Source organism: Pseudomonas fuscovaginae SE-1 (assembly GCF_000364705.1).
GTDB classification, from domain to species: domain Bacteria; phylum Pseudomonadota; class Gammaproteobacteria; order Pseudomonadales; family Pseudomonadaceae; genus Aquipseudomonas; species Aquipseudomonas fuscovaginae_A.
Genome location: NZ_AQOH01000181.1, coordinates 49,905 through 74,812 on the forward strand (window position 1 = coordinate 49,905; position 24,908 = coordinate 74,812).

Annotated in this window: 22 protein-coding genes; 11 read left to right on the top strand and 11 right to left on the bottom strand. The window is 64.4% G+C overall.

Annotation, left to right across the window (positions count from 1 at the left end; translation table 11 throughout):
- Positions 1 to 60: 60 nt before the first annotated feature.
- Positions 61 to 969 (bottom strand): transporter substrate-binding domain-containing protein, encoded by a 909-nt coding sequence (locus K675_RS33915; protein WP_017904676.1) that lies wholly within the window; start codon positions 967 to 969, stop codon positions 61 to 63.
- A gap of 266 nt (positions 970 to 1,235) precedes the next feature.
- On the opposite strand from K675_RS33915, the gene K675_RS0116885 reads away from it, so the two are divergent.
- From K675_RS0116885 to leuD, 4 genes are all read left to right on the top strand, one after another.
- Positions 1,236 to 2,432 carry a lysozyme inhibitor LprI family protein gene (locus tag K675_RS0116885; RefSeq protein ID WP_026145272.1) on the top strand — a complete coding sequence of 399 codons (1,197 nt, stop codon included), beginning with the start codon at positions 1,236 to 1,238 and terminating at the stop codon, positions 2,430 to 2,432.
- A gap of 615 nt (positions 2,433 to 3,047) precedes the next feature.
- Positions 3,048 to 3,629 (top strand): hypothetical protein, encoded by a 582-nt coding sequence (locus K675_RS0116895; RefSeq protein ID WP_017904679.1) that lies wholly within the window; start codon positions 3,048 to 3,050, stop codon positions 3,627 to 3,629.
- Positions 3,630 to 3,808: 179 nt separating this feature from the next.
- Positions 3,809 to 5,230 carry a 3-isopropylmalate dehydratase large subunit gene (gene leuC, locus K675_RS0116900; protein ID WP_026145273.1) on the top strand — a complete coding sequence of 474 codons (1,422 nt, stop codon included), beginning with the start codon at positions 3,809 to 3,811 and terminating at the stop codon, positions 5,228 to 5,230.
- A complete protein-coding gene (gene leuD, locus K675_RS0116905) occupies positions 5,227 to 5,841 on the top strand; it encodes a 3-isopropylmalate dehydratase small subunit (protein WP_017904681.1) in 615 nt (204 codons plus the stop codon). Before leuC ends, leuD begins: the two co-directional genes overlap by 4 nt.
- 301 nt (positions 5,842 to 6,142) lie before the next feature.
- Here the strand turns inward: leuD and K675_RS0116910 are convergent, their stop codons facing one another.
- The 6 genes from K675_RS0116910 to K675_RS33405 all read right to left on the bottom strand — a co-directional run bounded on the left by K675_RS0116910 (position 6,143) and on the right by K675_RS33405 (position 12,746).
- The gene (locus K675_RS0116910; protein WP_026145274.1) at positions 6,143 to 7,057 is read right to left on the bottom strand and encodes a LysR substrate-binding domain-containing protein; all 915 of its coding nucleotides are present in this window, start codon (positions 7,055 to 7,057) and stop codon (positions 6,143 to 6,145) included.
- Between the two features lie 132 nt (positions 7,058 to 7,189).
- Positions 7,190 to 8,482, bottom strand: coding sequence for a C4-dicarboxylate transporter DctA (dctA, locus tag K675_RS0116915; protein ID WP_017904683.1), 1,293 nt, complete (start codon positions 8,480 to 8,482; stop codon positions 7,190 to 7,192).
- A gap of 98 nt (positions 8,483 to 8,580) precedes the next feature.
- Complete coding sequence (locus K675_RS0116920; RefSeq protein WP_017904684.1) at positions 8,581 to 9,456, bottom strand: alpha/beta fold hydrolase; 876 nt, start codon at positions 9,454 to 9,456, stop codon at positions 8,581 to 8,583.
- Positions 9,457 to 9,569: 113 nt separating this feature from the next.
- Positions 9,570 to 10,034, bottom strand: a complete 465-nt coding sequence (locus tag K675_RS0116925) for a VOC family protein (RefSeq protein WP_017904685.1) — start codon at positions 10,032 to 10,034, stop codon at positions 9,570 to 9,572.
- Positions 10,035 to 10,143: 109 nt separating this feature from the next.
- Positions 10,144 to 11,112, bottom strand: coding sequence for a DUF3829 domain-containing protein (locus K675_RS0116930; RefSeq protein ID WP_017904686.1), 969 nt, complete (start codon positions 11,110 to 11,112; stop codon positions 10,144 to 10,146).
- The gene (locus tag K675_RS33405) at positions 11,112 to 12,746 is read right to left on the bottom strand and encodes a J domain-containing protein (RefSeq protein ID WP_017904687.1); all 1,635 of its coding nucleotides are present in this window, start codon (positions 12,744 to 12,746) and stop codon (positions 11,112 to 11,114) included. The genes K675_RS0116930 and K675_RS33405 overlap by 1 nt, the downstream gene beginning before the upstream one ends.
- Before the next feature lie 210 nt (positions 12,747 to 12,956).
- Between K675_RS33405 and K675_RS0116940 the strand changes: the two genes are divergently transcribed.
- The 6 genes from K675_RS0116940 to K675_RS0116965 all read left to right on the top strand — a co-directional run bounded on the left by K675_RS0116940 (position 12,957) and on the right by K675_RS0116965 (position 20,362).
- Positions 12,957 to 13,973 (top strand): AraC family transcriptional regulator, encoded by a 1,017-nt coding sequence (locus K675_RS0116940; RefSeq protein ID WP_017904688.1) that lies wholly within the window; start codon positions 12,957 to 12,959, stop codon positions 13,971 to 13,973.
- Positions 13,974 to 14,672: 699 nt separating this feature from the next.
- Positions 14,673 to 16,319, top strand: a complete 1,647-nt coding sequence (locus tag K675_RS0116945; protein ID WP_017904689.1) for an AMP-binding protein — start codon at positions 14,673 to 14,675, stop codon at positions 16,317 to 16,319.
- 150 nt (positions 16,320 to 16,469) lie between these two features.
- Positions 16,470 to 17,237: an SDR family NAD(P)-dependent oxidoreductase gene (locus K675_RS0116950; RefSeq protein ID WP_017904690.1), complete on the top strand. Its 768-nt coding sequence runs from the start codon at positions 16,470 to 16,472 to the stop codon at positions 17,235 to 17,237.
- A gap of 11 nt (positions 17,238 to 17,248) precedes the next feature.
- A complete protein-coding gene (locus K675_RS0116955; RefSeq protein WP_017904691.1) occupies positions 17,249 to 18,436 on the top strand; it encodes an acetyl-CoA C-acyltransferase in 1,188 nt (395 codons plus the stop codon).
- A 9-nt stretch (positions 18,437 to 18,445) separates the two neighbouring features.
- The gene (locus tag K675_RS0116960) at positions 18,446 to 19,573 is read left to right on the top strand and encodes an acyl-CoA dehydrogenase (RefSeq protein ID WP_017904692.1); all 1,128 of its coding nucleotides are present in this window, start codon (positions 18,446 to 18,448) and stop codon (positions 19,571 to 19,573) included.
- Between the two features lie 15 nt (positions 19,574 to 19,588).
- The gene (locus tag K675_RS0116965; protein ID WP_017904693.1) at positions 19,589 to 20,362 is read left to right on the top strand and encodes an enoyl-CoA hydratase; all 774 of its coding nucleotides are present in this window, start codon (positions 19,589 to 19,591) and stop codon (positions 20,360 to 20,362) included.
- A 134-nt stretch (positions 20,363 to 20,496) separates the two neighbouring features.
- Here the strand turns inward: K675_RS0116965 and K675_RS0116970 are convergent, their stop codons facing one another.
- Positions 20,497 to 21,648 carry an acyl-CoA dehydrogenase family protein gene (locus tag K675_RS0116970; RefSeq protein ID WP_017904694.1) on the bottom strand — a complete coding sequence of 384 codons (1,152 nt, stop codon included), beginning with the start codon at positions 21,646 to 21,648 and terminating at the stop codon, positions 20,497 to 20,499.
- A gap of 4 nt (positions 21,649 to 21,652) precedes the next feature.
- The gene (locus K675_RS0116975) at positions 21,653 to 22,759 is read right to left on the bottom strand and encodes an enoyl-CoA hydratase/isomerase family protein (protein ID WP_017904695.1); all 1,107 of its coding nucleotides are present in this window, start codon (positions 22,757 to 22,759) and stop codon (positions 21,653 to 21,655) included.
- A 274-nt stretch (positions 22,760 to 23,033) separates the two neighbouring features.
- Between K675_RS0116975 and K675_RS0116980 the strand changes: the two genes are divergently transcribed.
- Positions 23,034 to 23,384, top strand: a complete 351-nt coding sequence (locus tag K675_RS0116980; protein ID WP_026145275.1) for a hypothetical protein — start codon at positions 23,034 to 23,036, stop codon at positions 23,382 to 23,384.
- 25 nt (positions 23,385 to 23,409) lie between these two features.
- Here K675_RS0116980 and K675_RS0116985 read toward each other — a convergent pair whose 3' ends face one another.
- Entirely contained in the window at positions 23,410 to 24,036 is a 627-nt protein-coding gene (locus K675_RS0116985) for a TetR/AcrR family transcriptional regulator (RefSeq protein WP_017904697.1), read from the bottom strand.
- A gap of 6 nt (positions 24,037 to 24,042) precedes the next feature.
- Positions 24,043 to 24,897: a 3-hydroxybutyryl-CoA dehydrogenase gene (locus tag K675_RS0116990; protein ID WP_017904698.1), complete on the bottom strand. Its 855-nt coding sequence runs from the start codon at positions 24,895 to 24,897 to the stop codon at positions 24,043 to 24,045.
- Positions 24,898 to 24,908: the final 11 nt, after the last annotated feature.

The window sequence follows — 24,908 nt, forward strand, 5'->3', positions numbered from 1 at the left end:
CGCAGGCCACCTGATCGGCCAGGGACAGAACGGTGCCGGTTTTTTCCGGGGTCTTGGTATTCATGCCAGTTGCACATCCTTGAGGAAGCGACTCATCCGTTCGCTGCGGTTGTCCAGCAGTTCGCGTGGCGTGCCGGCCTGGACGATCTGTCCGCGCTCCATGAACACCAAGCGGTCGGAGACCTGGAAGGCGAACTTCATCTCATGGGTGACGATGACCATGGTCATGCCTTCGCGGGCCAGGTCCTCGATCACCTTCAGGACGCCGCCGACCAGTTCCGGGTCCAGCGCCGAGGTCGGTTCGTCGAACAGCATCACCTGAGGACGCATCGCCAGGGCACGGGCGATCGCCACGCGTTGTTGCTGGCCGCCGGAGAGCTGGTGGCGGTACTTGCCGGCGTGTTCGCGCGGGCCGACCTTGGCCAGCAGCGCCTGGGCCGCCTCCGGCGAGGTGGGGAATTCACGCGAGTCGACCGGCGCCAGGCCGCTGGCCTCGCAGTGGCTCTTGGACAGGGCCAGCAATTTTGGAATCCACGAGCCGCCCTTGATCGAGCCGATGCGTTTGCCACACAGGTCCTCCGGGCGCTGCGGGCGGAAGCTGTCGTCGGCGCGCACCATCAGCGAGGCGCCGCTCTTGAGGTCGGGCACGAAGTCGAGCCGGGCGGCGCGCTCCGGGGTGACGTACAGTGCCGAGGCGACCACGTCGAAGCGGCGCGCGTTGACGTCCATCGCCAGGTTGGCGAAACGGGTGTCCTGGAACTGTGGGATCAGCTTCAGGTGCTGGCCGAGCAGGCTCATGAACTCCGGGTCGAAACCGGCCGGCTTGCCTTGGGCCAGGTAGGTGTAGGGTGGGTAGGTGAGATCCGAGCCGATGCTCAGGCGGTCGGCCTGCAGGGTGCCGTCGGCGGCATGGGCGGCGCCGGCGGCGCTGAGGGTCAGGGCGAGGGTGAAGGCTTTTACTGGGGACATGGGAAATGCTCCACTTATGATTGTTCAACAATCGTTGTGGGTACGTATATCAATAGCCATGCCATGCATTGATGGCAAGACCGTGCGGAGGGGGTTGGCACGATGGGCTGCCAGAGAAAAGCGCACGGTCTTTACCGGAAGTAACATCATGGTGCGCCGCGCGTGGTCGTTTCCGATAAGGCACTGATGGTTTCCTGGCCGATAGACGTGCAATCAGTGCTCTTGGCACAATCGGGCCTTCGGCAGGCATTCATTCAAGGGGCACCATGGATCGTTACGTACACTCCCTCCGTTCGATGCTGTTAATTTCCGGATTGCTGCTGGGGGCCGGTTCGCCCGCCATCGCCGCGTCCTTCGATTGCCAGAAGGCCTCCACGGCAGTGGAAAAGGCCATTTGTGCCAGTCCCGAACTGAGCGGGCTGGACAGAGCCCTCGGGGACTACTACAGCCAGGCGATGGCCAAGCTGGCCCCGGAGCCGCGCGAGGCCCTGCGTAGCGACCAGCGAGCCTGGCTGCAGACCCGCAATGCCTGTGCGGCCGATCCGACCCAGTTGGCCGGCTGCCTGCAACCGCTGCTGAGCCAGCGGGTGCTGGAGGTGGGCAAGCAGGTGCGTCCCGACACCGTGGCGCTGGACGCGCTCATTGCCAGCATTCCCTATCACCCGGCCGAAGCGGCCCAAGGTCTCAGGGGTTATCCGAACAATGGGTTGGCCGCTGCCTGGCGGGTCTACCTGTACCGTTTCGAACCGACCAGCGGAGTCACGCAGAAGGAGGCCGAGGAGAGTCGGCAGGTCGCGATCAAGGCGCTGTCGGACGACAGCTTCTCGCTGTCGGTGTTCACCGATACCGAGAAAGACACATCAGTCAGTCGTGACCGGGTGGATCTGACGCTGCTGCGCATGATGATCGAACGAGCGGAGTATGAGCCCTACGACAGTCAGCGTGCCTATGTGCACTGTTTCATTTTCTCGCGCCAGGGGCGTGATGCCTTCGAGACCTTCGGTCCGCTGTACGGTTCCACCCGCGATAGTGGTGCGCCGATCTGCGAGCCTCAGGGCAATCTGTTCGAGCAGGGGCCATGGAAGCAGTTGGATCACAGCTTCGATGATGTCGTGGCGGCGGCCAGCGAGAACAGCGGCACCATTCGTTTTGCCAGCTACGCCGGTTGGCGCCTGATGGCGTTGCAGGCAACCGTGTCGCCACGAGACTTTCTCAAGGCCGCGGACAAGCAGGAGGCCGACCCCGAGCAGGTCATTCGTGACTGGACGGACGACAAGGCCTGGCCGAAGAAACAGCGGCAGCAGGCGCTGGCGGCCATCGAGCCCGCGCGGCAGGCCACCCGCGCCTGGCTGCAGCGCGAGCGCGGCCTGTCGGCCAGCGAGGCCCAGCAGGCCGCACAGGCAATCGTTCGCCAGTGGCTGAACGACCGTCTGGACTTCGTGGGTGAGAACAGCGAGGGCTGATTGACCGGCTGACAGGGCAGGCGGCGGGGCGCTCAGGGGCTTTCGGTGCGAACCCTGCGCCACCCCATCGTTTTCTTGACGCCCAAAATCCGGCGACCTATCATGCCGGCCATTAAATTGATATCAATTGTGTCAAGGGACCCTCCGCGCGGAGCTATCCACCGGACGAGGTTCCTCGCGGCATAACCGCTCTGCGTTCAGTCCTTCGAGTCATTTCTTTCAAGCTTCGGGCGATGCTGTTCGCCTGTGCGATAGTTTCATGGCTCCCACGCCGCGCCAGGTCCATGAGCCCGCCAGCCGTTGGCAGGTCAAGGGCCTGTTCGCGCTCGAAGTGGAGAACGCAACGCAGGCAATGATCACTCATATTGGATAACAGGGAGAGTCAGGTTTGATGGGACGTGTGTTCGGTTCGCTGCGATTGGCTGTAGCCATGCTGGCGGGTGCGGTATTGGCCGGTTGTGCCCAGTCACCGGGGACGCTCGAGCAGTGGGAGGGCTATGAGCCGCGGATCGGGAGTGTCGGCGGTAACGATCGACTGTCGAGCGAAAAGGCGCTGTCTCCCGAGTCGGCCACCTACATGGATGTTCTGTTGAGGCGCGCCCGGGGAGCCAGACCATGAAGATCCCAGCCCTGATCCTGGCCATCACCCTGCTGGCCGGTTGTGCTTCAAAATCCGATTACTATGTGTCAGCCACACCGGTGCATATCCCGCAAACCGCCACCTACTGGATCGACTCCTTCGATCTGACACTGGTGGGGGAGAATCCTCGGTTTCTGTCCCAGGATATCCTGCGCCAGCGCCTGCGCAATCAACTGTCCGACAAGCTGAGCACCATTGGTCGTTACGCCAAAAGCCGGGAAAGCGCCGACTACCTGCTGGAGGTGAGCACGGTCTACACGCGCCACATCAGCGACTCCAAGGGCGGCCTGGTGTCGATGATCGTCGATGACAACACCATCCTGGCCAGTGTCGATTTCAGCTACAAGGTCAATGTGTTCAAGTCGGGCGCCGAGGTGCTCAGCTTCGCCCAGGCACGTGATCGCCTGATGCCCGCCGGCGTACAGGGCAACCTGCGCAACTACAAGACCATGTGGAGCGCGATCAGCAACAAGGGCAACTCCGACGTCGAGGAGTTCTATGTCGACGTTTTGCCGAACTTCATCGTCAAGGACATCGAAGGCATTCCTTCGCACTGATCCGCGGCATGAACCGGCGCTTGTGCAACACAGGCGCCGATCGAACACGATCCATGTTCCTCGCCATCACCCTCGCGCCATTGATGCCCCACCCAGGCTCCCTATGATGGACATGAAGCCTGTCGGCCCCTGACCGTGATCCGACGGCCTCGCGTACCTTCATTCCTGCGAGCGCCACCATGACTCCAACAAGAACCCTCTACGACAAGCACATCGATTCGCATACGGTGTGCCGCCTCGATGACCAGGGCCATGTCCTGCTGTACGTCGACCGCCAGGTCATCAATGAATACACCAGCCCACAGGCCTTCAGTGGCCTGCGCGAAGCCGGGCGCAAGGTGTGGCGGCCGGAGACGGCATTGGCCGTGGTCGATCATGTGAACCCCACCGCACCCCGGCGCATCGCCGCCATGCCGGATGCCGGTGGCGCCCGTCAGGTGTCCTACCTGGGCGAGAACTGCGCCTGTTTCGGCATCGAGCTGTTCGATGTGCTCGACAAGCGCCAGGGCATCGAGCACGTGGTCGCCCCGGAGCAGGGTTTCATCCTGCCGGGCATGGTGGTCGCCGCCGGTGATAGCCACACCACCACCTATGGCGCCCTGGGCGCCTTCGGCTTCGGCATCGGTACCTCCGAGATCGAGCACCTGCTGGCCTCCCAGACACTGGTCTACAAGCGCCTGAAGACCCTGCGCGTGACCGTCGATGGCGAGTTGCCGGAAGGCTTGACCTCCAAGGACGTGATCATGGCGCTGATCGGTGAGATCGGCGCCTCCGGTGCGACCGGCTACGCCATCGAGTTCTGCGGTTCGACCATCGATGCGCTGAGCGTCGAGGCGCGCATGACCATCTGCAACATGGCCGTGGAAGCCGGTGCCCGCGGTGCCTTCATGGCCCCGGACGAAAAGGTTTTCGCCTATCTCAAGGACAAGCCGCGAGCCCCTCGGGGCGAGCTGTGGGACCAGGCCGTTGCCCGCTGGCGCGAACTCAAGAGCGATGCCGGCGCGCGGTTCGACCGCGAAGTGCACCTCGATGCCACGGCCCTGGAGCCGATGGTCACCTGGGGCACCAGCCCGGACCAGGCGGCGCCCATCGGTGCGCGGGTGCCGGATCCGGACAGCCTCGACGATCCGATACTGCGCCAGGACATGCGCCGGGCACTGAACTACATGGGCCTGGAGGCTGGAATGCCGTTGAACGAGATCATCATCAGTCATGCGTTCATCGGCTCCTGCACCAACGCCCGGATCGAGGACCTGCGTGACGCGGCCCGAGTGGTGCGGGGGCGGCAGGTTGCCAGGCATGTACGGGCGATGATCGTGCCGGGCTCGACCCAGGTTCGCGACCAGGCCGAAGCCGAAGGGTTGGCCGCGGTGTTCATCGCGGCCGGGTTCGAATGGCGCCAGTCCGGCTGCTCGATGTGCCTGGCGATGAACGACGATGTGTTGGCGGCGGGCGACCGCTGCGCCTCCAGTACCAACCGCAACTTCGAAGGTCGCCAGGGCGCCGGTGCCCGCACGCATCTGATGAGCCCGGCGATGGTGGCGGCCGCGGCGATTGCCGGGCGCCTGACCGATATCCGTTCCCTGGAGCAACGCCCATGAGCCTGCAACCGTTTTCCCTGGTTACCGGCAAGGCCGCGCCGATGCTGGCGGCCAATATCGATACCGACGTGATCATGCCCAAGCAGTTTCTCAAGGGCATCGACCGCAGCGGCCTGGACCGAGGGTTGTTCTTCGACCTGCGTTTCCTGCCGTCGGGCCAACCCAATCCGGATTTCGTGCTGAACCAGCCGGCCTGGCAGGGGGCGAGCTTCATGGTGGTCGGACCGAACTTCGGCTGTGGCTCCAGTCGTGAACATGCGGTGTGGGGCTTGAAGCAGGTCGGTATCCGCGCGCTGATCGGCAGCAGTTTTGCCGGGATTTTCTACGACAACTGCCAGCGTAATGGGGTGTTGCTGATCACGCTTGATGAGGCAACGGTTCAACGTCTTGGCCAGGTGGTGAGCCAGCCGGACGGGGCGCAGATCTCGATAGACCTGGAAGCCCAGCGGATCATCCTGCAGGATGGCAGCGTGATCGAGTTCCAGATCGATGCATTGCGCAAGTCGGCCCTGCTGCTCGGGCTGGATGCCATCGGCAGTACCCTGCAGCGCCGTGAGCAGATCGAGGCATTCGAGCGGGTGCACTTGCAGGCCAATCCCTGGTTGAGTTGAGCGGGCAGGGTTGATCCAGGCCCCAGTGCAGGCGTCGTTTGGGGAATGTCACGATTTTGGGCAGAGTGGCTGGCCTCTTCGCGGGCCAGCCTGTGCTTTTGTGGCGAGCGAGCTTGCTCGCGCTCGGCTGCGAAGCAGTCGTAAAGCCGGTCTCGGCGATGTGGCAGGTGGATCGAGTCGCCTGGGCTTGGGGGCGCTTCGCGCCCCAGCGTGGGCAAGCCCACTCGCCACGGTCGCGCTTCCTCATGACAGGGGGCTTGCCCGCGAAGAGGTCTCCCTAGCCAGCAACTGTCGAAGGCTTTCAGAGCGATAACTGCCGGAAATGCTCCTGCAGGAACTCCACGCACGCCCGCAATTTTCCTGAGTAGGCCAATCGCGTCGGGTACACCGCCCAGACATTCGCGCTCTGGGTATGCTCGTGCAGCACCTGCACCAGTCGACCCTGTTCCAGCAGGGGTTTGACGTCCCACAGCGAGCGCAGCAGGATGCCGCGCCCATCCAGTGCCCACTGCAAGACGATTTCGCCACTGTTGGATGACAGCGGTCCGCGTACGCGCACACTGTCCTGGCGGCCGTCGCATTCCAGGTTCCAGATGCCGAAGGCGTTGTCGCGCTCCTTTAGCACCAGGCAGTCGTGTTGTTCCAGGTCGTCCAGCTGTTGCGGCGTGCCACGCCGCTCCAGGTAGGCGGGGGCGGCGCAGAGCACCCGACGATTGCTGACCAGGCGGCGGCCGATGTGCTGGCCGGGGATGTCGTCGCCGACGCGGATCTCCAGGTCGAAACCTTCGCTGACGATGTCCACCACGCGGTCGAACAGGTCCAGGCGGATTTCCAGGTCCGGGTAGCGCTCGGCCAGCAACGACAGGGCCGGGGCCACGTGATTGCGACCGAAGCCGAAGCTGCTGCACAGGTGCAGGCGACCGCTGGGGCTGTCGTGGGCTTCGGACAGTTCGTCGCTGAGTTGCTGGAAATCCTCGAGGATGCGCACGGCCCAGCGTTGTACCCGCTCGCCGTCCTCGGTCAGGGCGATACGGCGGCTGGTGCGGTGCAGCAGACGGGTGGCGAGGGTGGTTTCGAGAATCTGGATACGCTTGCTGACGTAGGCGGGCGACAACCCCAGCTCATCGGCGGCGGCAGCGAAACCGGCCTTGCGGATGACGGTGAGGAACACGCGCAGGTCTTCGGGCAGGGGCACGGTGTCTTTCTTTGGGCTCATGGGCGAAGCAACGAACACTGGCGGCAGAAGCCGCCAGAATAGCATCGTTGGTCGTTGTGGCTGGCAGGTATGAGGCTTGGCATCCTCACTGTGGGAGCCGGCTCCCACGATGACGGTGCGTGGCCATGAGCCTTATTCGGCGGGTTGGCTGGCCAGGGTCTTGCGCTCGCGACCGAGGGCGATCGGCGCCATTTTCTCGCGGTCGAGCTGACCTTCCCAGGCGGCCACCACCAGGGTCGCGACGGCGTTGCCGATGATGTTGGTCAGCGAGCGGCACTCGGCCATGAACCGGTCCACGCCAAGGATCAGCACCATCGCCGCCACCGGCACGGTCGGTACCACCGCCAGGCTTGCGGCCAGCGCGACGAAACCGGCACCGACCACCGCACCGGCGCCCTTGGAGGTGAGCATGGTCACCGCCAGCAGGGTCAGTTGCTGCTCCAGCGTCAGGTCGATGTTGGTCGCCTGGGCCAGGAACAGCACCGCCAGGGTCATGTAGATATTGGTGCCATCGAGGTTGAAGGTGTAGCCGGTCGGCACCACGATGCCCACCACGCCCTTGGAGCAACCCAGGTTCTCCAGTTTCTGGATCAGTTGCGGCAAGGCCGACTCCGACGAGCTGGTGCCGAGTACGATCAGCAGTTCCGACTTGATGTAGCCCAGCAGGCGCAGGATGCTGAAGCCGGCATAGCGGGCGATGCTGCCCAGCACGCAGGTGATGAAGATCAGCGCGGTCAGGTAGAAGGTGCCCACCAGCTTCATCAGCGGCAGCAGCGAGCCCAGGCCGTACTTGCCGATGGTGAAGGCCATCGCGCCGAATGCGCCGATGGGCGCCACCCTGGCGATCATGCCGACGATGCGGAAGAACACTTCGCTGGCCTGGTGGATCACGCCCACCAGTGGCCGGGCTTTCTCGCCGGCCATCACCAGCGCCAGGCCGAACAGCAGCGAGACGAACAGCACCGGCAGGATCTCGCCCTGGGTGAAGGCATCGAAGAAGGTGGTGGGGATCACGTGCAACAGGAAGCCGGTCACGCCTTCGCCGTGCTGGGCCTGGCCAACGAAACTGGCGATGGCCGAGGAGTCGAGGGTCTTCACGTCGACGTTGAAGCCCGAGCCCGGGTGCAGGGCGTGGGCGGCCAGCAGGCCGATGGCCAGGGCCAGGGTGGAGACGATCTCGAAGTACAGCAGCGCCTTGCCACCGACCCGCCCGACCTGTTTCACGTCGTGCATGTTGGTGATGCCGGAGACCACGGTGCAGAAGATGATCGGGCCGATGATCATCTTGATCAGCTTGATGAACCCATCGCCCAGGGGCTTGAGTTCGACGCCGGCCTGCGGCCAGTGGTTGCCGATCAGTACGCCCAGGACGATGGCGATGACCACCTGTACGTAGAGGGTTCCCAGCAGTTTTCGGATTGTCATTTTTATTGTCTCCAGAGTTTCGGGCAAGCCGGTCCCGTCACGGGCCGTCACGGCGGCCCATGGGGAAGGGGTGTTTCAAATCGGTGGTGACCGGTGCTTCAGCGCAGGAACGGCAAGACTTCGTCCAGCAGTTCCTGCGGGATTTCCTCGGCCAGGTAATGACCGCCCGGCAGTGCCTGGCCGCGTACATCGGTGGCGACCTGCCGCCATTCGTGCAACGGGTCGAAGCAGCGGCCGACCGTGCCCTCGGCGCCCCATAGCGCCAGCAGTGGCAGGTTCAGCTTGCGCCCGGCGGCGAGATCGGCGCGGTCGTGTTCCAGGTCGATGCCGGCGCTGGCGCGATAGTCCTCGCAGACGCCACGGGCGCTGCCGGGCAGGCTGAGACAGCGGATGTATTCACCGAAGGCTTCGTCGGTGAACGGCTTGAGCCCGGCGCTGCGGCTGCCCATGACGCTGCGCAGGTACTGCTCCGGATTGGCCTCGATCAGGCTTTCCGGCAGCGGTGCCGGGCGGATCAGGAAGAACCAGTGCCAGTAGGCGCGGGCGAAGGCTTCATTGGTCTGGGCGTACATCGACAGGGTCGGCGCGATATCCAGCAGGACCATGCGCTGCACCGCTGCGGGGTGGTCCAGTGCCAGGCGATGGGCGACGCGGGCGCCCCGGTCGTGGGCCAGGATAGAGAACTGGTCGAAACCCAGTGCGCGCATCAATTCGACGCCATCACGGCCCATTTCGCGCTTGGAGTAGTTCAGGTGTTGCTCGTCGGCCTCCGGTCGGCTGCTGTCACCGTAGCCGCGCAGGTCGGCGGCGACCACGGTGAAATGCCTGGAGAGCTCGCCCGCGACCTTGTGCCAGATGACGTGCGTCTGTGGGTGGCCGTGCAACAGGAGCAGGCCTGGCCCATTGCCGCCAATGCGGTAGGCGATGTCCACACCGTTGACGTGGCGCTGGTCTTTCTGGAATCCGGCGAACATGGAAGTGACTCCTCGTTATGGTTGCCGACATCCTAAGTCCCACTGCGCTACAGGCAAGGCGCAAAGCGTGGTGCGCTCGTTCATGAAGTGTGTTGCTGGTCGCGGGCGAGGGTTCAGCCCTTGTGCTGCTGGAACAGCTTCTCGGCCCGGGCCTCGATCTCGGCCTGGGTCAGGTCTTCCTTGTGGCTGGCGAGGAACCAGACATGGCCGAACGGGTCCTTGAGGGTGCAACTGCGGTCACCGTAGAACTGGTCCTGGACCTCCTTGATCACCGTGGCTCCAGCGGCCGTGGCGGTTTCGAACTGCTTGTCGACGTCCGAGACGTACAGGTGAATACCGACTGAAGTGTGTCCCCGCGGACTGACGAACGGCCCATCCTCGCAGGGTGTGCCGAGCATCAGTGGCGAATCGCCGATACGCAGTTCGGCATGGCCGATACTGCCGTCGGGCATCGCCAGGCGCATGACCTCCGTGGCACCGAAGGCTTGCTTGTAGAAGTCGATGGCCGCAGCGGCCTGGCTGACGCCGAGGTAGGGGGTGATGCTGTGGAAACCCTCCGGTATCGCTTTGACGCCCATGACGGTTCTCCCTTGTCAGGTGGCAATGACCGGCCACCGTGGCCGGTCATTTGACTATAGGCCACGGCCAACAAGGGATTGGGGCGAACTGACGGAGTGTGCTGCCGGCTCAGAAATCGACATCCGCCTGCTTGTTGTAGTACGCCAGCAGGATGTCGTAGCGGCGGCCGACGTTCCAGAAGTCATCGCTGAGCACTTGGGGTTCGGCATGGTCGCGCCAGTCGGTCGCCATTTGCTCCAGGGCTGTCTGGTATTGCTGCATTGGCTGCTGCAGCATCGACCACAGCTCGTGGACCGGGCCTTGGCGGCGGTTGGCGGACAGGGCGTCGCGGTAGGCCCTGGCCGCCTCTCGGGCCTGGCGCAGTTCGTCGCTGGCGGTGCCGAGCAGTGGCAGGTCGAGTTGCTGGCGGTGCGCGGCTTCGTCCAGCTTGTTGAAGGTCAACCGTGCTTGCAGCATGTAGTTCAGCAGATGCCAGTGCATGTCCTGGCCCAGCCGCTGTTCCAGTTGTGCCAACTGCCTGGGGCGTAGTGCCAGATCGGTGGCTTCCAGCTCGCGACGCAAGGCTTGAGAGATCGGGAGAAAGGCCTCGATGTTTGCGGTGCGCCGCTGCCTGTCGGACTCGGCGATCACGGCGTTGACCTGGGCTGCCAGGTGTTCCGGCAGCAGCGGCTTGCCCGGGGCTGCATCCAGAAGTCCAGGCGCCAGGGCTTTTGCCAGGGCTGGGAGGTAGCGCTCGGCGAGCATGCCGATCGGCCTCGTGCCCTCGATGAGACCGGCCTTGAAGGCGCTGCCGGGTTTGCAGAAATCGTGGGTTATCGCTTGCCGATCATGGCGTTGCAGGTAGGGAAATTCGTCACGACTGTCGTCTTTCCCGGCTTCACGGTCCAGCCGCCAGGGGACATCGGCGACGTTCACGCACTTGATCAATGGCCGCAGGGCGTTGGCCTCGGCCGTTGCTTCGCTGTCGTGGCGGTCCAGCCAGATGTCGAAACGGCCCTGTTGCTGTTCGCTGCCGACCAGTACGTAGATGCCGCAGATCAACAGTACGCCAAAGGTGAGAAACCAGCGCTGGTCCATCAGTTAGCCTCCTTGCCGTACCACTGCTGCCGGGTGGCCGGGAGGCGGCAATCCTGGACACTGGTGGGCATTCGACTGCACAGGCGTTCGGGCCAGGGTTGCAGTCCCTGGTTACGGCCCGCCACGGTCGTGCTGTGTGCGACATAAAGTGCCAGTGTGGCGAGGGTGATGCCCAGTATCAGGCCCCAGGCCAGCCACCGGGACAGCGGATGGGATCGTTGTGTTTTGTGTGTCCGATCAGTCCAGGCCAGTCCCAGCATCGTGCCGCTGTAGGTCAGCAGGGCGACAGGACCGAGCCAGGCACCGGTCACTGCTGCCACCAGCCAGTAAGGCAGCAACTCGCGCAAAACCAGCGGTGAGGGGCGGCGGGAACTGAGTCTGTGTGAGAGGTGTTGGCTGAGGCGATGGTCCAGCGTCCAGAAGCTGTCAGCCATGCCGGGCCAGAACCACAACAGTGTCCCTGTGAGGCCGCCTAATGCCAGTGACCACAGCGCAATGGCGTCGGCTGTGGCCTTGAGTCCGCTACCTGGGAGCAGTTTCTGCTGCACGGCGGCGACGCCGCAGGCCAGCATCACGGCAGCTAAACCGAGCCAACTGGTATCGGGAGATGGCCAATCCCGCCAGAAGAAAGCGTCGCAATCGGGCAGTCGGTTTTCCAGGCGTGGGTGGTTTTGCCGGATTTTTTGCGCGGCCTGATGGCAGGCCTGCCAATCCTCTTTCAGAAAGCGGCGGGCGAAGCTGCGACGCTGGGCCAGAGGCATCTGCGAGAACAGCAGATGCGTGGCCCGGTTTTCGGGAGTGTTCGGTGGTAACTGCAGGCGGTGCATATGCTGGGACAGCAGGTCTTCGTCCCGACTGCGCTCCAGCAGAAGTGTCCAGTATGGCTCCGGGCAACTGGGCTCGGGGCGGGCATTGTTCCACTGCCTGAGCTTGCGCATCGACTGAAAGAGCCTGGCAGACCAGAGCGGGCACTCCAGCAGCAGTTTTGCCAGTACTTCATCGAGTGGTTGCTGATGCTCAAGCGCATCGAAGCCGTAGAGCTGTTCCAGGTTGTAGTACTCGCGCCAGAAACCTTCGATATTACCCACGTTGAGATGATACCCAAGGGCTTCTTCAAGGTTTCTGAACAGGCGTTGATGCAGTTCGGTGAGTGCAGCCTGTGGAACATTCAGAGGCAGGCGTGGGTTCAGCCACTGGAAATGTTCCAGTCCCCAATAGGCCAATGCCTTGAAGTCCTGTCCTGGCTCAAGGCAGCGCAACAGCAGTTGCTCACCGAATTCGCGTTCGCAGTAATACAGCGCAGCCTTGGCGAAGCGCTCGTCAAGCAGGGCCGGGGTCAGGCCTTCGAGTAGATCGGTCGCAGCGCGCTGGGCAGCAGTGGGGCCTGTAGGGCGTGGTTGCAGGCCGGTTTCCGTGTCGTAGTGGACGGCTCCGATGACAGCAACAGCGTTTTCGCGGACCGGCTCCGGGATCGGTTCGCTCCATTGCAGCGCCTCCTCGTAGGCGTCGCGCAGTCGCTGGAAGGCCTCGGGATCTTCGTCCGGGCGCGTTCGTTTGAGCAGGGTGGCGTACTGGCGCTTGATGCTACGGGTGTCGGCGTCTGAGGGGATACCGAGGATCTCCCAACAACTCATCGACACACCTCAGCCCCAGCGTTCGATCCTGCTATCACAACCATACCGACAAGACTCCCTGAGCGACCGCTCCGTTATTGGCGGGCGATAGTATCAAAATGCTGTTACTGGCGCCGCAACTGGCTTTATCGACGCAGCAGGCTGGCTTTTTGCTCGGCGCTGCCTAAGATGGCCGGCACAAGGAACAGCACAAGGCTTGGGCGACGGCGAATGTCGGAAAAAGACACCATCTCCATCCATCTGGTGCGTGAGGCACTGCTGCAGAGTTGCGCTACGGGCGCGGCCACCGACGAGGTGCTGGACAAGGTCGGCATCGACCCACACCTGTTGCACCGGCCCGAGGCCCGGGTGCCGGCCAGTGACTACGCGCGCCTGTGGCGCCTGCTCGCAAGGCGCAACGACGACGAGTTCTTCGGCATGGACCCACGCAAGCTGCGCGCCGGCAGCTTTGCCTACCTGTGCCGTGCGGGCATGGCGCAGCCGACGGTGAGGGCCGGGCTGGAAGCGGTGCTGGAATTCCTCTCGCTGATCTTCGAGCGCCTGCCGGCACAACTGCTGACCCAGCAGAGCCTGGCCGAGATCGTCCTCGCCGAACCTGACGGAGAGGCCCGGCGACCGTTCACCTATTTCACCTACTGGATGATCGTCCACGGTGTGGCCTGTTGGCTGGCGGGGCGGCGGATTCCGATCCTGGCTATCGAGCTGCGTTGTGAGGCACCCGACTACTGCGATGACTACCGGGTGATGTTTTCCGAGAACCTGCGCTTTGCCCGGCCACGGACACGGATGATCCTCGCGGCCGATTGCCTGGACCTGCCGATCAAGCGCAGCCCCCAGGAGTTGCAGCGTTTTCTCGGGCATGCGCCGGCCAACATCCTGGTCAAGTATCGCGATGCCCAAAGCTTTTCCAGTCGGATCCGGCACGACCTGCGGCAGTTGCCGGCCCAGCTGTGGCCGGAAACCGAGGGCCTGGCGCTGCAGTTGTGCATGTCGGCATCGACCCTGCGGCGGCGGCTGGCGGAGGAGGGGCAGACCTACCAGGGGCTCAAGGACAGCGTGCGCAAGGAGCTGGCGATCGCCTGGCTGGCCGAGCCTGCGATCAGCTTCGCCGAGATCGCCACGCGGCTGGGGTTCGCCGATGTCAGTTCGTTCTACAAGGCCTTTCGCAAATGGTCGGGTTCGAATCCGGGGCATTATCGCAGCCTGATTCTCAACGAAAGCCAATAATCCCATTCATTTCTGATCGTTCCCATGCTCTGCGCCACTAGTCTCCGGTAAAAACGAAAGGGGGGACACCGCAGCCTTTGTGGCGAGCGGGCTTGTCGGGACGCCGCACTGCCGCACTGCCGCGCTCGGCTGCGAGGCAGCCGCAACCCCGGGTTCCCCAATTTCTCCTGATGCACCGCGTTGGCCGGTTCTGGGGGCGCTCCGCGCCCCAGCGCAGGCAAGCCTGCTCGCCACATTGGTCCGTGGTGCAACCAGGTGATGGGAACTGCCACATTTTGATCGTTCTAAATACTTTCTGGCCCTCGACCGTTTCCACGGTCTTTGTCACCCGTGTCCGGCAAACACCCGCAGCTCTTGTGGCGAGCGGGCTTGCCCGCGCTCGGCTGCACGGCAGCCGTAAAACCAGCCGAGCCGATCCCGCAGGATGAATCGAGGTGTCTGGTATGCGGCTGCCTCGCAGCCGAACGCGGCGGTGCGGCGTCCCGACAAGCCCGCTCACCACAAAGGCTGCGGTACGCCCGAAGTTTAGTGCTATAGCCTCTCAATGGGTTAAGCCGGGAGCTGGACAATCCCTCCATATTGGCCAAACCAGTCAATCAGGTTGAAGGCTTTGACCATTGTCCCAAGTCCCTGACGGGGCGACTATTTCCTCGGTTTTTCTACGGTTTCCTCTAATAACAAGACCGGGAGATTGCTGGGATGCGCGACTATCTGACTGCCACCGAGAATTTCAATTATCAGCACGTGGCCGACACGAGCCTGAAAGGTTCCCTGACGGCGCTCAATGCCTGTATCGAATGCTGTGACCGGCATGCCCTGCCGGGGCGGATCGCCCTGTTCTGGGAGGGCCGCGACGGCAGCAGCGCCACCCATACCTTCAGCCAGTTGCAGGAGCAGGCCGGGCGTTTCGCCAACTTCCTGCTGGCTCAGGGCGTGGGGCGGGGCGACAAGGTCGCCGGGTTGTTGCCGCGCAATGTCGAGTTGCTGGTGACGTTGTTCGCCACCTGGCGCATCGGCGCGGTCTACCAGCCGCTGTTCACCGCGTTCGGGCCCAAGGCCATCGAGCACCGGCTGAACAGTTCGGCGGCCAAGGTGGTGGTCACCGACGCCGCCAACCGCAGCAAGCTCGGCGAGGTCGGCGGCTGCCCGACCATCGTCACGGTCGCCGGGGCCAAGGGGCAGGGCATCGTGCGCGGGGACTTCAGCTTCTGGGCCGAGCTGGACAACTACCCGGCGGCCTGCGAGCCGCTGATGCTCAGTGGCGAAGACCCGTTCCTGCTGATGTTCACCTCGGGCACCACCGGTCCCGCCAAACCCCTGGAAGTGCCGCTCAAGGCAATCATCGCCTTCCAGAGCTACACCCGCGACGCGGTCGACCTGCGTCCCGAGGATGCCTTCTGGAACGTCGCCGATCCGGGCTGGGCCTACGGTCTCTACTTCGGTATCACCGGGCCGCTGGGCCTCGGTCATCCGATCACCTTCTACGATGGTCCGTTCACGGTGGAGAGCACCTGCCGGGTGATCGAGAAATACGGCATCACCAACCTGACCGGTTCACCCACCGCCTACCGCCTGCTGATCGCCGCCGGCGAGGCGTTTTCCAGCCGGATCCGTGGGCGCCTGCGGGCGGTCAGCAGTGCCGGCGAGCCGTTGAACCCGGAGGTGATCCGCTGGTTCGCGGAAAACCTCGACGTCACTATTCTTGATCATTATGGCCAGACCGAACTGGGCATGGTCCTGTGCAACCACCATGGCCTGCAACACCCGGTGCACGTCGGCTCGGCGGGGTTTGCCTCGCCCGGCCATCGCATTGTGGTGCTGGATGACGATCACCAGGAACTGGGCGTTGGCCAGCCGGGGATTCTCGCCCTGGACCGCACCCAGTCGCCGATGTGCTGGTTCAACGGCTACAAGGGATTCGAGACCAAGGCCTTCGTCGGCCCGTACTACCTCAGTGGTGACACGGTCGAGCTGAACGCCGACGGCAGCATCAGTTTCGTCGGGCGCAGTGACGATGTGATCACCACCTCGGGCTACCGGGTCGGCCCGTTCGACGTGGAGAGCGCCCTGGTCGAGCACCCGGCGGTGGTGGAGGCGGCGGTGGTGGGCAAGCCCGATCCGGAGCGTACCGAACTGGTCAAGGCGTTCGTGGTGCTCGGTGCGCAGTACCGCGCCGACCCGCAACTGGCCGAGGAACTGCGCCTGCATGTGCGCAAGCGCCTGGCGGCGCACGCCTACCCGCGGGAAATCGAATTCGTCGACGAGCTGCCCAAGACCCCGAGCGGCAAGTTGCAGCGTTTCATCCTGCGCAACCAGGAGATCGCCAAGGCTCAGGCGGGGGCCTGACAGAACATTCGCGAAAGGCTCTGGTGGGGGCTCTTGTGGGAGCGGGCTTGCCCGCGAAGAGGCCCGCGAGGCCACTCAAGGCTTCGCGGGCAAGCCCGCTCCCACAAGAACCTCGCCATTCAGAACGAAATACCCAAGAAGGACAGGACAATGAACATACAAGACAAGGCTTTCCTGGTCAGCGGCGGGGCTTCCGGCCTCGGTGCGGCGACGGCCGAGATGCTGGTGGCGGCGGGTGCCCGGGTGATGCTGGTGGACCTCAATGCCGAGGCCGTCGCCGCCCAGGCGCAGAAACTCGGGGGCAATGCCCACAGCGTGGTCGCCGATATCACCCGCCAGGATCAGGCACAGGCCGCCGTGGACGCGGCGGTCAAAGCCTTCGGCGGCCTGCACGGGCTGGTCAACTGCGCCGGCATCGTGCGCGGCGAGAAGATCCTCGGCAAGAACGGCCCGCACCTGCTGGACAGCTTCAGCCAGGTGATCAACGTCAACCTGATCGGCAGCTTCAACCTGCTGCGTCTGGCCGCTGCCGTCATGGCCGAGACCGACGCGGACGCCGGTGGCGAGCGCGGGGTGATCATCAACACCGCCTCGGTCGCCGCCTACGACGGCCAGATCGGCCAGGCCGCCTATGCCGCCTCCAAGGGCGCGATCGTCAGCCTGACCCTGCCGGCCGCGCGCGAACTGGCGCGTTTCGGCATCCGCGTGATGACCATCGCCCCCGGCATTTTCGAAACCCCGATGATGGCCGGCATGACCCCGGAAGTCCGCGACTCGCTGGCGGCCGGCGTGCCGTTCCCGCCGCGCCTGGGCAAACCGTCGGAATATGCCGCACTGGTCCGGCACATCATTGAAAACAGCATGCTCAACGGTGAGGTGATCCGCCTCGACGGCGCCTTGCGCATGGCTGCCAAGTAGGAGGAAAACCCATGACTATCCAGGATCCCGTTGTCATCGTCAGCGCCGTGCGCACCCCCATGGGTGGCTTCCAGGGCGACCTCAAGAGCCTGACCGCGCCGCAGTTGGGCGCCGCCTCGATCCGCGCGGCGGTGGAGCGCGCCGGCGTGGCTTCGGATGCCATCGATGAAGTGCTGTTCGGCTGCGTGCTCCCGGCCGGTCTCGGCCAGGCACCCGCCCGCCAGGCGGCACTGGGGGCCGGGCTGGACAAGGGCACCCGTTGCACCACCCTGAACAAGATGTGCGGTTCGGGCATGGAAGCGACCATCATCGCCCACGACCGGCTGTTGGCCGGCAGTGCCGAGGTGGTGGTGGCTGGCGGCATGGAAAGCATGTCCAACGCCCCGTACCTGCTGGACCGCGCCCGCAGTGGCTATCGCATGGGGCATGGTCAGGTGCTCGATCACATGTTCCTCGACGGCCTGGAAGACGCCTATGACAAGGGCCGGCTGATGGGGACCTTTGCCGAGGATTGCGCCGAGAGCAACGGCTTCAGTCGTGAAACCCAGGATGCCTTCGCGGTCGCTTCCCTGACCCGTGCGCAGCAGGCCATCAGCGAGGGCCGCTTCCGGGACGAGATCGTGCCGCTGGAAGTAACGGTCGGCAAGGAACAGCGGTTGATCAGCGATGACGAGCAGCCACCCAAGGCCAAGCTGGACAAGATTGCCTCGCTCAAGCCGGCGTTCCGCCAGGGGGGCACCGTCACCGCGGCCAACTCCAGCTCGATTTCCGATGGTGCGGCGGCCTTGGTGCTGATGCGTCGTTCCGAGGCCGAGAAACGCGGCCTCAAGCCGTTGGCGGTGATCCATGGGCATGCGGCCTTCGCCGACACCCCGAGCCTGTTCCCGGTGGCACCGGTGGGCGCGATCCACAACCTGCTGAAGAAAACCGGCTGGTCGCTGGACCAGGTCGACCGTTTCGAGATCAACGAGGCCTTCGCCGTGGTTACCCTGGTGACCATGGACAAGCTGCAGATCCCTCACGAGAAGGTCAACGTCAATGGCGGCGCCTGCGCCCTGGGCCACCCCATTGGTGCTTCCGGTGCGCGCATCCTGGTGACGTTGCTGTCGGCGCTGCGCCAGCAGCACCTCAAGCGCGGTATCGCGGCGATCTGCATCGGCGGTGGCGAGGCCACGGCGATCGCGGTCGAGTGCCTGTAAGGAGTTCCCATGCTACCGAATCAAGAGCAACAACAGATCAGCGACGCGGCCCGGGATTTTGCCCAGGAACGGCTGAAGCCGTTCGCTGCCGAGTGGGATCGTGAACACCGTTTCCCCCGGGAGGCCATCGGTGAAATGGCCGGGCTGGGCTTCTTCGGCATGCTGGTGCCGGAAGCGTGGGGTGGTTGCGACACCGGCTACCTGGCCTATGCCATGGCCCTGGAAGAGATCGCTGCCGGCGATGGCGCCTGCTCGACCATCATGAGCGTGCACAACTCGGTGGGCTGCGTGCCGATCCTGAACTTCGGCAACGATGAGCAGAAGCAGCGTTTCCTGCCGGCCCTCGCCAGTGGCCAGATGCTGGGTGCCTTCGCGCTCACCGAGCCTCAGGCCGGTTCCGATGCCAGCGGCCTGAAGACCCGCGCCCGGCTCGAAGGCGACCATTACGTGATCAACGGCTGCAAGCAGTTCATCACCTCCGGGCAGAACGCCGGGGTGGTGATCGTCTTTGCCGTGACCGATCCGAGCGCCGGCAAGCGCGGGATCAGTGCGTTCATCGTGCCGACCGACTCGCCGGGCTACCAGGTCGCGCGGGTCGAGGACAAGCTCGGCCAGCATGCCTCGGACACCTGCCAGATCCTCTTCGAGGATGTGAAGGTGCCGGTGGCCAACCGCTTGGGCGAGGAGGGCGAGGGCTACCGCATCGCCCTGGCGAACCTGGAAGGTGGCCGGGTCGGCATCGCTGCGCAGTCGGTGGGCATGGCTCGGGCCGCGTTCGAGGCGGCCCGCGACTACGCCCGTGAACGGCAGAGTTTCGGCAAGCCCCTGGTCGAGCACCAGGCCGTGGCGTTCCGCCTGGCGGACATGGCGACCCAGATCGCCGTGGCGCGGCAGATGGTGCACTATGCCGCGGCCCTGCGCGACAGCGGCAAGCCGGCGCTGGTGGAGGCGTCCATGGCCAAGCTGTTCGCCTCGGAAATGGCCGAGAAGGTCTGCTCCTCGGCATTGCAAACCCTGGGCGGCTATGGCTATCTGAACGACTTCCCGCTGGAGCGGATCTACCGCGACGTGCGGGTCTGCCAGATCTATGAAGGTACCAGTGACATTCAGCGCATGGTCATTTCGCGCAACCTGTGAGCAAGGACATTAACGATGAGCTACGAAACCATTCTGCTGGACATCAAGGGCCGCGTCGGCCTGATCACCCTGAATCGCCCGCAGGCGCTCAATGCCCTGAACGCGCAGATCATCAGTGAACTGAACCAGGCGCTTGACCGTCTGGAGGCCGATCCGGAGATCGGCTGCATCGTGCTGACCGGTTCGAAGAAGGCCTTCGCCGCCGGCGCCGATATCAAGGAAATGGCCGAACTGACCTATCCGAAGATCTACCTCGACGACCTGTTCAGCGACAGTGACCGGGTGGCCAACCGGCGCAAGCCGATCATCGCCGCGGTGGCCGGTTTTGCCCTGGGTGGCGGCTGTGAACTGGCGTTGATGTGCGACTTCATCCTGGCCGCCGACAACGCCAAGTTCGGCCAGCCGGAGATCAACCTCGGCGTGCTGCCGGGCATGGGTGGTACCCAGCGCCTGACCCGTGCGGTGGGCAAGGCCAAGGCCATGGACCTGTGCCTGACCGGGCGCTTCATCGATGCGGTGGAGGCCGAGCGTTGCGGGCTGGTGGCGCGGATCGTGCCGGTTGATGAATTGCTGGACGAAGCGTTGAAAGTGGCGGCCGTGATCGCCGGCAAGTCGATTCCGATCAGCATGATGGTCAAGGAAAGCGTCAACCGGGCGTTCGAGGTCAGCCTGTCCGAGGGCGTGCGTTTCGAACGCCGGGTGTTCCATGCGGCGTTTGCCACCGAGGATCAGAAGGAAGGCATGGCGGCGTTCGTGGCCAAGCGCGAGGCGCAGTTCAAGGACCGTTGAGTCCCCTCTGCCAGATCGTTCCCACGCTCTGCGTGGGAATGCAGCCGCTGACGCTGCGCGTCATCCCCAAAGAGCGGACGCCGAGCGTCCTTTGGAGACGCTCCCACGCAGAGCGTGGGAGCGATCAATGGATATCACACCAGGTAATGCCTGAGCTCCCGGGCAATCAGCATCCGCTGGATCTCGCTCGACCCTTCGTAGATCTGCGTGATCCGCGCATCCCGGTAGTAGCGTTCCACCGGGTAATCCTCCAGATAACCGTACCCGCCATGGATCTGCATCGCCGATGAGCAGACCTTCTCGGCCATTTCCGAGGCGAACAGCTTGGCTTGCGATGCCTCCGACAGGCACGGCTGGCCTGCGCTGCGCAGCCGCGCGGCATGGAGGATCAGCAGTCGTGTGGCATTGATCCGGGTGTGCATGTCGGCCAGCAGGTTGGCGATGCTCTGGTGCTCCAGGATCGGCTTGTCGAACTGCACGCGTTCGCGGGCATAGGCCAATGCCGCCTCGAACGCGGCCCGGGCAATGCCCAGCGCCTGGGCGGCGATACCGATACGCCCGCCTTCCAGGTTCGACAGCGCGATCGCCAGGCCCTTGCCCCGTTCACCCAGCAGGTTGGCTTCGGGGACCGTGCACTGGTTCAGGGTGACGGCGCAGGTGTCGGAGGCGCGGATACCCATCTTGTGTTCGGTACGGTCGACGACGAAGCCAGGCGTATCGGTCGGCACCAGGAAGGCCGAGAGACCTTTCTTGCCCAGTTCCGGGTCGGTCACGGCAAAGACGATCGCCAGGCTGGCGCGCTTGCCGTTGCTGACGAACTGCTTGGCACCGTTGATCACCCATTGGCCATCCTTGAGTTCGGCCCGGGTACGCAGGTTGTGCGCCTCGGAGCCAGCCTGGGGCTCGGTCAGGCAGAAACAGCCGATGGCTTCGCCGGTGGCCAGTTTCTGCAGCCAGGCTTCCTTCTGCGCCTGGGAGCCATAGTTGAGGATCGGGCCGCAGCCTACCGAGTTGTGAATGCTCATCAGCGCGCCGGTGGCACCATCGCCGGCGGAAATCTCTTCGACGGCCAGGGCATAGGCGACGTAGTCGACGTAGGTGCCGCCCCATTCCTCGGGGACCACCATGCCCAGCAGGCCCAGCTCGCCCATCTTGCGGACCAGGCCGTCGTCGATCCAGCCGGCCTTTTCCCAGGCCTGGGCATGGGGCGCGATCTCGCCGTGGGCGAAATCCCGAGCCATGTCGCGGATCATCACTTGTTCTTCGCTCAGTTCGATATCGTGCATGGCTTCAGTTTTCGCTTGTGTCGAGGCCTTGGAAAAAACGTGCGACCCGTTCAGGTTGCAACGCGTGCAAGGTGGGTGGATTCCAGCGGGGCGTCCTGTCCTTGTCGATCAACAGGGCGCGCACGCCCTCCATCAGGTCGCCGTGCTCGAACCACTGGCGGTCCAGGTGCAACTCCATGGCGAAGCACGCCTCCAGGCTCAGGTGACGGCCCCGGCGCAACATCTCCAGGGTCACGGACATCGCCAGCGGCGAGCGGGTTTCCAGCAGGCTGGCGACATCCTGGGCCCACTCATGGCTGTCGGCGACGGTCACCGCTCGCAACTGTTCGATGATGCTGGGCACGTCGGGCAGGGCGAAGAAGTGGTCGATGGCCGGGCGCAGCTTGTCCAGCGGAGCGTCGGGCAGCGTCTGTACGGCGAGCTTGGCCAGCAGGTTCTGCAGGTCCTTGAGCGGCGTCTCGTGCCACTCCATCTGGTCGAGGCGCTGGTCCAGCAGGGCCAGCTTGTCGCTGTGCAGGTACCAGTCGGCCAGGCCGCAGTAGAGCGCATCGGCGGCACGGATCTGCTCGCCGCTGACGCCCAGGTACAGGCCGATCTCGCCGGGAATGCGGGGCAGGAAATAGCTGCCGCCGACATCCGGGAAGTAGCCGATGCCGACTTCCGGCATCCCCAGTCGGCTGCGTTCGGTGACTACCCGCAGGTCGGCGCCTTGCACCAGGCCCATGCCGCCACCGAGGACGAAACCGTCCATCAGCGCCAGGACCGGCTTGCGGTAGCGATGGAGGCAGAGGTCAAGGGCGTACTCCTCGACGAAGAAGTCTTCGTGCAGCCGGTCGCCGCGCTTGTAGCTGTCATACAGCGAGCGGATATCGCCGCCGGCGCAGAAGGCCCGGTCGCCGGCGCCGCGCAGGGTCACGGCATGAATCTGCGGGTCTTCGGCCCAGGCATCGAGATGGCCCTGCAACTGGCGGATCATGTCCAGGGTCAGGGCATTGAGGCCGGCGGGGCGGTTGAGGGTGAGGTGACCGATGTGGTTGCGCACCTGCGCCAGGACATCGGCCGAGGTGTCGTCAAAATCCGTCGCAGCCGAGGATGAAACCCGAGCAGTCATTACTAACTCCCTGCTTTTATTGTCTTTTCAGGTGCGTTCGCAAGCGAACGATGGTTGATCGTAACAGTGCAAATTTGCCCTGTACAACCGGGATAAGTGCAGGTCTTGTCTGCATTTTTGCCTGCGCGGGCAAGCCTCTGGATAGTCTGGCTCAAGGTGCCGGGGTTGCAAGCGCAATCCGTGTTGTCGTCATGGGCGCCAGGTGATGCGAATCCGGTTCGTATTGCGTGGACTCGGTGCTAAAGTCGCTTCTTTTTTCGAGCAGGGAACGGTCATGCGGATGTTAATCGGGGCGGTGGCGGCAGTGGCATTGGCGGGGTGCATGGGCCCTGGCATGAATCAGACCCGCAGTACCGGGCCGACCAAGAGTTTCACCTCGACCAAGGCCGACAATGTCGTCGCCCAGTGCATCCAGTTCTCCTGGCAGGACGAAAAGGTCTTCGACGTCGACGCCGCGGCCTATCTGCAACCGGGCTACAAGGGTGGCTCGACGGTCTACACCCGTGGTTCCGAATACTTCGTCGATGTCCGCCGCGAGGCCGAAGGTACCGTGGTCGACTACTACGCCACCGTGACCAAGCCGATCGGTGCCAGAAGGCTGGCGGCTGTCGCGACCTGTCTCTGAGGGTGTGAGCCGCAGCCGCTGTCTTTCAACCTGAGGCGCTGGCCAGGGCGCCTTTTACCGCCCCCAGCGCAATCCCGTGCATCAGCAGCCGATGGCCCTTTGGCTCCAGGCCGGCATTGTCGGTCCAGGCCGGCAGGTTGTTGAGCAGACAGAGGAAGGTGCGCACGGTGGTGCGGGCCAGTGATTCGTCAGGGGAGAGGCCCAGCGGCGTGAGCAGCTTGACCAGGTGGCCCTCGTAGCGTCGACGCAGTTCCAGCACCGCCGCCTGCTGCGCGTCGTCCAGGCAATGGAACTCATGCTCCGCGACGCGGAAGAAATCGGCCTTGTCGCGGTGCAGGTCCAGGTGGGCGCTTATCAGCGCGTCCAGGCGTTTTTCCGCCGAGCGCGAGGCCCGCGCCGTTGGCGCGGCGACAATCTCGAGCAGGTCCAGGTGCAGGCTTTCGATCAGTTCGAACAGCAGCGCCTGCTTGCTCTCGATATGGTTGTAGATCGAGCCGGGCTGGATGCCCAGGTGCGCCGCCAGCTCGCGCAGGCCGACCTGGGCGAACCCGCGCCGGGCAAACAGCGCCACGGCCTTGGTGCGGGTTTCCAGGTGGCGCGAAGTCTTCTGTTCCGCGGCCTGCGGCGCGATGGCGAGGGCTGCCCGGGCCATGCTCGATCAACCTTCGTACGAGTAGAAGCCGCGACCGCTCTTGCGGCCCAGGTAGCCGGCCGCGACCATCTCCCTGAGCAACTGTGCTGGCCGATACTTCGGTTCGTCGAAGCCCGAGTGCAGGCTTTCCATGATCGCCAGCAGGGTGTCCAGGCCGATCAGGTCGGCCAGGGCCAGTGGGCCGATCGGCTGGTTGCAACCCAGCTGCATGCCGGCGTCGATGTCCTCGGCGCTGGCCAGGTCTTCCTGGAGAACGAAGATCGCTTCGTTGATCATCGGGCAGAGGATGCGGTTGACCACGAAACCCGGGCGGTTGCGCGCGGTCACGGCGGTCTTGCCGATCTGCGTGGCCAGGGCCAGGGCGCTGGCGTGGGTGGCGTCGCTGGTCTGCAGGCCGCGAATGACCTCCAGCAGGCCCATCACCGGCACCGGGTTGAAGAAGTGCAGGCCGATGAAACGCTCCGGCCGGCTGATCGCGGCAGCCAGCTCGGTGATCGACAGCGACGAGGTGTTGGTGGCGATGATGCACTCGGCACCGACCACCTCGGCGACCTGCTTGAGGATGCGCTTTTTCAGCTCGAGGTTTTCCGTGGCGGCCTCGATCACCAGTTCGACGCCGGCCAGCACCGCATAGTCGGTGCTCAGGCTGATGCGGCCGAGGGCGGCCTGTTTGTCCTCGGCGCTGATCACGGCCTTGCGCACCTGGCGATCGAGGTTGCCGGTGAGAGTCGCCAGGCCCTTGTCCAGGGCGGCCTGGGACACGTCGATCAGACTGACCCGCAGGCCGGCCACCGCGCAGACCTGCGCGATGCCGTTGCCCATGATGCCGGCGCCGATCACGGCGATACGTTGAATACTCATGAAGATCGTCC